The organism is Flavitalea sp., assembly GCF_035489435.1.
GTDB lineage: Bacteria > Bacteroidota > Bacteroidia > Chitinophagales > Chitinophagaceae > DATHKG01.
In genome coordinates, this window is the sequence record NZ_DATHKG010000072.1 from 1 (window position 1) to 2,723 (window position 2,723).

General features: G+C 43.2%; 4 protein-coding genes. 1 reads left to right on the plus strand and 3 read right to left on the minus strand.

The annotated features are described in order from the left end of the window. The 3 genes from VK664_RS11425 to VK664_RS11435 all read right to left on the minus strand — a co-directional run. Positions 1 to 417, minus strand: a 417-nt coding sequence (locus VK664_RS11425; RefSeq protein WP_461398789.1) for an ABC transporter permease, incomplete at its 3' end; no start/stop codon positions are given. A 150-nt stretch (positions 418 to 567) separates the two neighbouring features. Beyond that, on the minus strand, positions 568 to 900 hold the full coding sequence (locus VK664_RS11430) for a HesB/IscA family protein (RefSeq protein ID WP_461398790.1): 333 nt from the start codon (positions 898 to 900) through the stop codon (positions 568 to 570). 127 nt (positions 901 to 1,027) lie between these two features. Beyond that, positions 1,028 to 2,206: an IscS subfamily cysteine desulfurase gene (locus tag VK664_RS11435; protein WP_461398791.1), complete on the minus strand. Its 1,179-nt coding sequence runs from the start codon at positions 2,204 to 2,206 to the stop codon at positions 1,028 to 1,030. Positions 2,207 to 2,253: 47 nt separating this feature from the next. On the opposite strand from VK664_RS11435, the gene mce reads away from it, so the two are divergent. Then, positions 2,254 to 2,655 carry a methylmalonyl-CoA epimerase gene (gene mce, locus VK664_RS11440; RefSeq protein ID WP_461398792.1) on the plus strand — a complete coding sequence of 134 codons (402 nt, stop codon included), beginning with the start codon at positions 2,254 to 2,256 and terminating at the stop codon, positions 2,653 to 2,655. The last annotated feature ends 68 nt before the right edge of the window (positions 2,656 to 2,723 follow it).

Here is a 2,723-nt window from a genome sequence, read left to right on the forward strand (position 1 = left end):
ACCAATATAAGCGCCAGCTGTGCCCCCTGAATCCAGACCCTGTTCAAATGAAAGCGCGTTGAGGCTGACAACGTAAATCAGGGTAGGGATCAGTGCAATTATAACCACAAGCAGTGAGCCAAGGTATTTGCCCCCGACAACCTGCCAGCTGCTAAGCGGTTTTGTTTGAAGAATTTCATAAGTGCCACTGCGAAACTCGTCTGAAAAACTTCGCATGGTGATAGCAGGAATCAATAGTAACAGGATCATAGGTGCCAACTCGAAAAACCGGTCGAGTGTGGTATATCCGAAATCGAGTATGTTATCGGGGAAGACAAAAAGAAATAGCCCATTGACTAATAAAAAGACGGCAATTGCAATATACCCGGTCAGGCTGCTGAAAAACTGCCGGAATTCTTTTTTACAAACAGACCACATGGGTACGAAAATAAGGTTTTAAGGTTAACCAATCATATTACAAGCTCCGGAACAACTTAGTCTTATGAAAAATCCCTTCAATGGAAGGGATCATTATTTATGTATTGGGCCGGCAATTATGTATTGGGTCGGCAATTAAGAAATCTGTTTCTAAACAGCAAAGCTTTCTCCACAGGCACAGCTTCTTGAAGCATTCGGATTGCTGAAATGAAATCCCTTGCCATTAAGACCGTCGGTAAAATCAAGTGTTGTATTTACCAGGTATAGAAAACTCTTAAGATCTGTTACGACTTTGATGCCTTTATCTTCAAAAACCTGGTCAGTTGGTTTGCTCTGATTGTCAAAATCCATTTTATAACTAAGACCTGAGCATCCGCCACCCACAACTGATACACGAAGAAAAAAGTCAGGCTGGCCCTCGATATGGGCCTCCTGCATCAACTTTTCTACTTTTTCTTTTGCTTTATCGCTAACGTAAATCATAATATTTATAATTCAATGATAATAGTATTTTGATATTAGTATTTTTTCCGGTCCGCCATCGCTGTGTTCGAAGGTATTCTCCGAAGGTATTCAGTGACCGGTTCCTTCTTACAAAAATAAACCTTTTTCAGGCCGGATTCAAGGCCCGCATGCCCGTAACGGCAACTTTAATCTTTTCTATAGTAAAATCGACTTCTTCCCGGGTGGTAAATCGACCCACCCCGAAACGCAGTGAGCTATGTGCCTGAGCGTCAGTGAGGCCGAGCGCTTTTAACACATAACTTGGCTCAATCGAAGCAGAAGTACAGGCCGATCCGGAAGAAACCGCCACATCTTTATTAATAGCCAACAGCAAGGCTTCGCTTTCCGCATTTTTAAATGAAATGTTAGTCACCTGCGGCAATCGCGACGACTTGCTGCCATTAACGGCAGTGCCTGGTAGTTCCAAAAGCCCTGTTTCCAACAAATCCCTCAGGTTCGCAAGTCGCCGGGCTTCCAATGAAAGCTCTTCGAGTGCTATTTCGCAGGCTTTTCCAAAACCTGCTATAGCAGGAACATTCAAAGTACCGCTTCTCATGCCTCTTTCATGACCGCCGCCATCCATCTGGGGAACTAACCTTACTCTTGGGTCCTTTCTTCTGATATATAATGCACCAATACCTTTTGGACCATAAAACTTATGGCTGCTGAAGCACAAAAGGTCAATTCCATCGTCAATCACATTAACGGGAATCTTGCCGACTGCCTGCGTTGCATCTGAGAAAAAAATGACCCCATGTTTTTTCGCAATCCTGCCGATTTCCCGGATAGGTTGTATTGTGCCGGTTTCATTGTTGGCATACATAATGGCAATCAAAATAGTTTCGGGTCTGATCGCAGCTTCAAGTTCTGACAGGTTGATCAGGCCTTCCTGGTTTACGGAAAGATAGGTTAACGAAGCCCCTCTTTTTTCAAGATTTGCGCAGGTATCGAGTACGGCTTTATGTTCAGTACTGACTGTAATTATATGGTTGCCCTTAACGGCATACATTTCGAATACACCCTTAATGGCAAGATTCACTCCTTCAGTTGATCCGGAAGTAAAAACCAGTTCCTTAGTACCCGCGCCGATCAATTTTGCGGCTTGTTCCCTGGCAAAATCTACAGCCTCTTCAGCCTGCCAGCCATACTGATGGTTCCGGCTGGCCGCATTTCCAAAATGTTGGGTAAAAAACGGCAGCATGGTTTCCACCACCCGCGGGTCGCAGGGAGTGGTAGCATTGTTATCAAGATAGACTGGTATCCTCATTTCTTTAAGCAATAACATAAAACTAGTACAAATGGTTCTATTTTAGCCTTTGCAAAAATCCCGACATGTTAAAAATTGAGCATATAGGAATCGCTGTCAAAAGCCTGGAAGAAGCAATTCCCTTGTATGAGGCATTGCTGAATACAACAAGTTATAAAACAGAAGAGGTAGCTTCAGAAAAAGTAATCACCGCGTTTTTTCGCAAAGCCGAAACCAAAATCGAGTTATTAGAAAGCACTGACCCGAACGGTGTTATAGCAAAGTTTATTGAAAAAAAAGGTGAAGGCATTCACCACATAGCATTTGAAGTAGAAGACATCGAAGCCGAAATGAAAAGACTAGTAGAAAAAGGATTTATTTTGCTTAACAATGAACCGAAACCCGGCGCCGACAACAAACTCGTCTGTTTCCTCCACCCCCGTTCCACCGGCAGTGTCCTGATTGAACTCTGCATGGAAAAAAAGTAACCCATCCCAGTCTTTCAAAACTCATAACTCAACTCATAACTCAACTCATAACTCATCACTCATAATTC